The 6,427-nt window shown below is 58.9% G+C and carries 5 protein-coding genes; all 5 read left to right on the forward strand.

Annotation, left to right across the window (positions count from 1 at the left end; all coding sequences use genetic code 11):
• Positions 1–38: 38 nt before the first annotated feature.
• The 5 genes from pncA to C4334_RS10920 all read left to right on the forward strand — a co-directional run bounded on the left by pncA (position 39) and on the right by C4334_RS10920 (position 6,157).
• Complete coding sequence (gene pncA, locus C4334_RS10900; RefSeq protein WP_352432114.1) at positions 39–590, forward strand: bifunctional nicotinamidase/pyrazinamidase; 552 nt, start codon at positions 39–41, stop codon at positions 588–590.
• Positions 591–701: 111 nt separating this feature from the next.
• Positions 702–2,180 carry a nicotinate phosphoribosyltransferase gene (locus C4334_RS10905; RefSeq protein WP_352432115.1) on the forward strand — a complete coding sequence of 493 codons (1,479 nt, stop codon included), beginning with the start codon at positions 702–704 and terminating at the stop codon, positions 2,178–2,180.
• Between the two features lie 55 nt (positions 2,181–2,235).
• Positions 2,236–3,594, forward strand: a complete 1,359-nt coding sequence (locus C4334_RS10910) for a M16 family metallopeptidase (RefSeq protein ID WP_352432116.1) — start codon at positions 2,236–2,238, stop codon at positions 3,592–3,594.
• A 2-nt stretch (positions 3,595–3,596) separates the two neighbouring features.
• Entirely contained in the window at positions 3,597–5,102 is a 1,506-nt protein-coding gene (locus C4334_RS10915) for a M16 family metallopeptidase (RefSeq protein WP_352432117.1), read from the forward strand.
• 317 nt (positions 5,103–5,419) lie between these two features.
• On the forward strand, positions 5,420–6,157 hold the full coding sequence (locus C4334_RS10920) for a HoxN/HupN/NixA family nickel/cobalt transporter (RefSeq protein ID WP_352432118.1): 738 nt from the start codon (positions 5,420–5,422) through the stop codon (positions 6,155–6,157).
• The last annotated feature ends 270 nt before the right edge of the window (positions 6,158–6,427 follow it).

The raw sequence follows: 6,427 nt of genomic DNA on the forward strand, positions 1-6,427 counted from the left end.
TCTTCGCCGAGTCCACGGCGAAAGCCGGAGGAGAGGCCATGAGTGACAAGAAGCGAGCGTTGATCGTGGTCGATGTGCAGAACGATTTCTGCCCCGGAGGCGCGTTGGCCGTGCCTCACGGCGATGAGGTGATCGAACCGCTGAATCGCTTGATCGACGAATTCCTCGCGCGCGGCGATCTCGTGATAAAAACGCGCGATTGGCACCCGACCGTCACCAAACATTTCGCCGCCTATGGCGGTAAGTGGCCGGTCCACTGCGTGCAAGGGACGAAGGGCGCGGAGTTTCATCCGCAACTGAGGGATGATCCGCGCATCATCGTCATCTCGAAGGGGGTGGGCGATACGGACGGATATTCGGGTTTCGATCAAACCGGATTGGAGAAGATCCTGCGCGAACATGGCGTCGAAGAGGTCTGGATCGGCGGACTCGCCACGGACTACTGCGTCAAACACACGGCGCTTGACGCGCTGCGCGAAGGGTTCAAAGTAAAGGTCTTGCGCGAAGCCTCGCGCGCCGTCAATCTCGAGCCGCACGACGAAGAGCGCGCTATCGAAGAGATGCGTCGCGCGGGAGCGGAGATAGTTTGAGAACGCAGCGCGCTCTGCGGCGTCGGACGCGGAGATTGCGATTGATCCAGGCGCTCGTTCATCTGATGCTTTCCTCGCTCATCTTTCATTTTTTGCTGATCTTCGCCGACCATGGGCACGCTTAATTTCGACCGCTACCATGCGACGATGGGTTCAGCCGCGTACAAGGACGCGACGCGGCTGCGCGCCAAACCGCTGAGCGAAGCGGAGGCGACCTTCTACGTGACGCAGCGAAAGCTTCCCTTCGCTCCATGTCTAGGGCATGAACGGCTGGTCCGGTTACTGGTTGACAGTCACTTGGATCGCCCGCGCCTGCGGTTCATCGCGCAGGATCGCGGCGGACTGGAGCTTTTCGCCAGAGCCGTCGAAGACATGCATTTCGTCGGGCGTGTGCGCGCCGTACCGCCCGGCACGATCGTCTTCGCCAACGAACCCTTCGCTGACATCACCGGGCCGTTCGCCTTGACGCAAGCGCAAGAGATCAAGTTCGAACACGCCTTCGATCTTCCGATGACCATCGCGAGCACCGCGATGCGTTTTCGCATGGCGGCGGGGGATCGCTGGCTTTCGGATTTCTCGCTGCGCCGAAACGGCGACATCGAACGCGCAGTCGAAGTCGCCGCCTACGCTTACATCGGCGGCTTCAACGACACGTCGAACATGGAAGCCGCCTACCGACTCGACATCCCAGCGGTCGGCACCGAAGCGCACTACTGGCAACAGTCTTACATCGAGTATCTCTACGAGCCGGAGGTCGATCCGCGCACCGGGCGGCCCAAACATTTCGAACAGGTCGCCTTTGAACGCTGGCTCGATGCCAATCCGCAAGGGACCGTGTTGCTGCTTGACACGATCAACGTTTACATGGGGGCCGTTCACGCCGTGATGGCGGCGACTTCGAGCGAAGCGCGGCGTCGCGCCTTCAGGGGCTTTCGCATAGATTCGGGCGATCACGTGCGACTCGCCAAATGGTGTTTGCGCCTCTTCGAGGCAAACGGACTACATGGACTGATGCCGATCTTGACGGGCGATCTCGACGTCGAGCGCGTGCGCGAGATCGTCCGCGAATTTCCCGAAGCCGCTGGATTCGGCATCGGGACGAAACTTTCAGCGGAAGTGCCGCGCGTCGCCGGCGTCATCTTCAAACAGTGCGCGATCGAAGGGCGGCCCACCCTGAAAGCTTCCAACACGCCCGAAAAATCGACGCTGCCCGGTAAACTCCAACTCTTCCGCGGCGCAGACGCGCAAGGCAATTACGTCGGCGATGTCATCGGTTTGGAAGATGAGGAGGTCGAAATCCCCGGCGCAGCGCGCGTCGAACGGCTTCTCAGACCCTTCTGGGAGAGCGGTCGTTACGAGCCGATCCCTTCAATCACCAAGCTCAAAGCCTTCGTCGAAGAACAACGCCACCGCTTCCGTGACATCGAACGTTATCCCGTCACGTTGAGCGAGCGTCTGCGCCTTTTGCGCGATGAGTTGACGGCGGCGATGTTGCGCGATGAATCGGGTTGGCAACAGATCCTGAAGCTGCCGCCGGAGCTTGCCGAAGAGATGGCGCACGCAAACGACAACGCGGATGATCTCTGGTAGAATCTAGATCTTCGCTCTCCTCAAAAGTTGATAGGCCCATTAAGGAGTTCGAACGATGAAGTCTCTTCTCGCCTGCTCTTTATTGCTCTGTCTGCCGCTGGCGGTGCTCGCGCAGCAGAAGCGCAAAATCCTCCCTTACGATTACGCGGTGGATGATCTGCCGAACGGGTTGCGCCTAATCACCGCGCCGACCGAGCACCCGAACTTGGTCGCTCTCTACATCGTCGTCGCCGCTGGCTCGCGCAACGAAGTCGAGCCGGGCAAGAGCGGCTACGCGCACCTGTTCGAGCACATGATGTTTCGCGGGAGCAAGAATTTCACGCCCGAAGAGCGCGATGCGCTCCTGAAACGCGCGGGCGCAAGCTCCAACGCTTACACAACCGATGACCGCACCGTCTACCACGAAGTCTTTTCAAAGGATGATCTGGAGAGGATCATGGAGCTTGAAGCCGACCGCTTTCTGCGACTTCAGTATTCGCCGGAAGTTTACCAAACTGAAACGGGCGCCGTGCTCGGCGAGTACAACAAGAACAGCTCCAGCCCATTCTTCAAGCTCTACGAAACGCTGCGCGCAACAGCCTTTCGACGCCACACCTACTCGCACACGACGATGGGCTTTCTCGAAGACATCAAAGACATGCCCAACCAGTACGACTACAGCCTTCAATTCTATAACCGCTATTACCGTCCCGAATACACGACGATCATCTTGGTCGGCGATGTCACGCGCGACCGCGCGCTCGCTTTGACGCGCAAGTATTTCGGCGATTGGCAGCGCGGCAACTATCGCCCCGAGATTCCGAGCGAACCGCCACAAGACGGGCCGCGCACGGCGCACGTCGATTGGCCGGCGCAAACTTTGCCGCTCGTCGCCATCGCCTTTCGCGGTCCGGCCTATTCCGATGAGCGCAAGGACAAGGCTGCGCTCGATCTTCTCGCCCCGATCGCTTTCGGCGAAAATTCAGATCTCTACCGAAAGCTGGTCCTAAAGGAACAGAAGGCTGATCTCATCGAAGTCGAATTCGACAACAAGATCGATCCTGAGCTTTTCACCGTCTACGCGCGCGTCAAGAATCCGCAGGATGTCGAATACGTTCGCGACGAAGTGCTCAAAACCTTTGAGCGCTTCACGCGCGAGCCGGTGGACCCAAAGAGGCTCGATGCGACGCGCTCACACCTGCGCTATGGGTTCGCGCTCGCGATGGATAGCTCCGAAGCGGTCGCCAGCGCGTTAGCTCCTTTCGTCGCCCTGCGCCGCACGCCGGAGACGGTCGAGCGCCTCTACGCGCTCTATGATCAGATCACGCCCGAAGACATACGCGAGATGGCGGCGCGCTATTTCACGGAGAAGAACCGCACCATCGTAACGCTCGCCGCTCGACCGAATGGCGCGAAAAAGGAGGGGGGACGCTGACGATGCGAAACTCGACCGCGCTAGTGCTCGTGGCCCTTTGCCTCTTTGCTGGACCAACGAGCGCTCAAACGACCATGAGGGACGAAAAGATCGCCACCGTGCTTCTGCCCAATCGCTCGCCGCTCGTCACGTTTCGCATCCTTTTCACCACGGGCGCGGCCTTCGATCCTCAGGGCAAAGAAGGAGTCGCTTCATTGACCGCCGCCATGCTCGCCAAAGGCGGCACACGTACGCGCACATACGAGCAGATAGTCGCAGAGATGTATCCGCTGGCGACTTCGTTCGAATGGCAGGTCGATAAGGAGATGACCGTTTTCCACGGCACGACTCACATCGACAACCTCGAACGTTACTACGCGCTCATTCGCGAAATGCTGCTCGATCCCGGTTTCCGCGAAGAGGACTTCAAACGGTTGAAAGCGGACGCGATCAACTTCCTGAAGATCAATCTGCGTCAGAGCAACGACGAAGAGTTAGGCAAAGAGCATCTTTACAACGTCATCTACGCCGGACAGCCATACGGCCATCACAACATGGGGCGCGTCAGCGCTCTCGAAAAGCTCTCGCTCGATGACGTGCGCGAGTTCTATCGCCGCCATTACACGCAGGCCAACCTCGTCATCGGATTGGCGGGCGGTTATCCTTCGGATTTCGCGGCGAAGATCACCTCCGATTTCGCCAAGCTCCCGCGCGGCGAACGGGCGCAAGCTCGTTTCCCTGCGCCGAAGATGGAACCGGGCACGCACGTCGAGATCATCCGGCGACCGACCCGCTCGACGGCCATCTCCATTGGCTTTCCCATCTCGGTCAAACGCGGTGATCCGGATTGGCCCGCGCTGGCGCTCGTCGCTTCCTATTTCGGCCAACACCGGTCGAGCAACAGCTACCTCTACCAACGCATACGCGAGCTGCGCGGCTTGAACTACGGCGATTACGCTTACATCGAATACTTCCCGCGTGGCATGTTTCAGTTCACGCCCGATCCGAACCTCGCGCGTCAGCAACAGATCTTTCAAATCTGGATCCGTCCGGTCGAATCGCAAAACGCCCATTTCACGCTGCGCTTGGCTCTTTACGAGTTCGATAAGCTCCTGCGCGACGGGCTGACGCGCGAAAGCTTCGACGCGACGCGCGAATTCTTGACGAAGTACATCGATGTGCTCATGCAAACGCAGGACGCGCAACTGGGCTATGCGCTCGATAGCCGGTACTATCAAATCCCAGACTTTGCCACATACATGCGCGAGCAACTGAAACGCCTGACGCTCGAAGACGTCAACCGTGCGATCCGCAAACACTTGCGCAACGACGCGCTGCGCATCGTCATCGTGACCGAAGATGCTGACGCCCTGCGCGACGCAATCATCAACAATCGCCCATCACCGATAACCTACACCTCGCCTAAACCGCGCGAAATACTCGATGAGGATAAGGTGGTCGAAAAGTATCCGATCAACGTCAAGCCGGAGAACGTCCGCATCGTTTCGGTCGAGCGCGTTTTCGAATAAGCGACCGATCGGAAAGTGCGCCTTCTTTCCGCGATCGTTTTAGCCATCCGGGACGGCTAATAGCCGTCCCGATCGGCCACTCGTTCTTCTCTGACGCATGAGAAACGAAGACCGCCTTAACCATCCGCGCGTCTTTTTCAAAGTTGGGGCGGCGATCATCACCAAGGCGCGGCCAAATCGCCGCTTTGGACCATCCGTTCGCCTTCTTCTGCCGAATTCGCGCCCGATTTCGAATCCAGCTTGCGCGACGCGGATTCCAAAGATAAGCTTTACGCCGATTCTAAATGGCGCTCCGGATTCCGAAAGAGGCTTGAGAGATGACAGAAACGATCAATCTTGCGCTCGGGCTTGGCTTCCTGCTCGGCTTGAAGCACGCGACCGAAGCCGATCACATCGTCGCCGTCAGCACCATCGTCAGCGAACAGCGATCCGTCTGGCGTTCGGCGCTGGTCGGAGCCCTGTGGGGCTTAGGGCATACCCTTTCTTTGCTCATCGCTGGTCTCGTCGTCATCCTGTTTCGCGTCGCAATTCCCGAACGGGCGGCGACCTATTTGGAGTTTGCTGTCGCCTTGATGATCATCCTTTTAGGTTCACACGTCCTTTACCGCGTTCTGCGCGACAATCGCCGCGTCCACGTCCACGCACACGAGCACGACGGCTACGCGCACACGCACCTTCACTTCCATGATGAACGAAGCGCACATGACCCGCGCGAGGCTCAGCATCACGCGCGCCACGCGCACATCATCGGCAATTTGGGTTGGAAACCGCTTCTGGTCGGAATGATGCACGGATTGGCCGGATCGGCGGCGTTGACGCTGCTGGTTTTGACCGAAGTGATGCGCGGCGGATCGAGCGCGCTCGGACTCGCTTATTTACTCATCTTCGGCATTGGCTCAATTGGCGGAATGCTCCTGATGAGCGCGCTTATCAGCCTGCCATTCGTGTTCACGGCGGAGCGCTTCGCGCGCATCAACACACCCATCAGGCTGCTCGCCGGTTTGGGGAGCGTCGTCTTCGGCTTCTACTATGCGTGGGAGGTATGGGTCGGTTAAATATCATGCGTGGGAAGTACCGTCTTCTCCATCCGCCCCCTTCGGGAAGGCTATAGGGCAAATGCCGTTTAACGATTTCGCGCTCGTTCGAGGAGCGCACTGCATCGAACCTGAAAACAGAAATGCAACAGACCGCCTCTCTCCGGAAAGTACGATCGCGTGACTGTATGCGGCTGGCTTTAGAAGCATGTACGTGAACGGGTCAGGTTATCAGGTTGACACTCCCACGGCGCGCAGCGCGTGGGATTCACAGTTCGTCGCCACTTGCCC

Source organism: Pyrinomonas sp. (assembly GCF_040289685.1).
In the GTDB taxonomy this organism is placed as follows: domain Bacteria; phylum Acidobacteriota; class Blastocatellia; order Pyrinomonadales; family Pyrinomonadaceae; genus Pyrinomonas.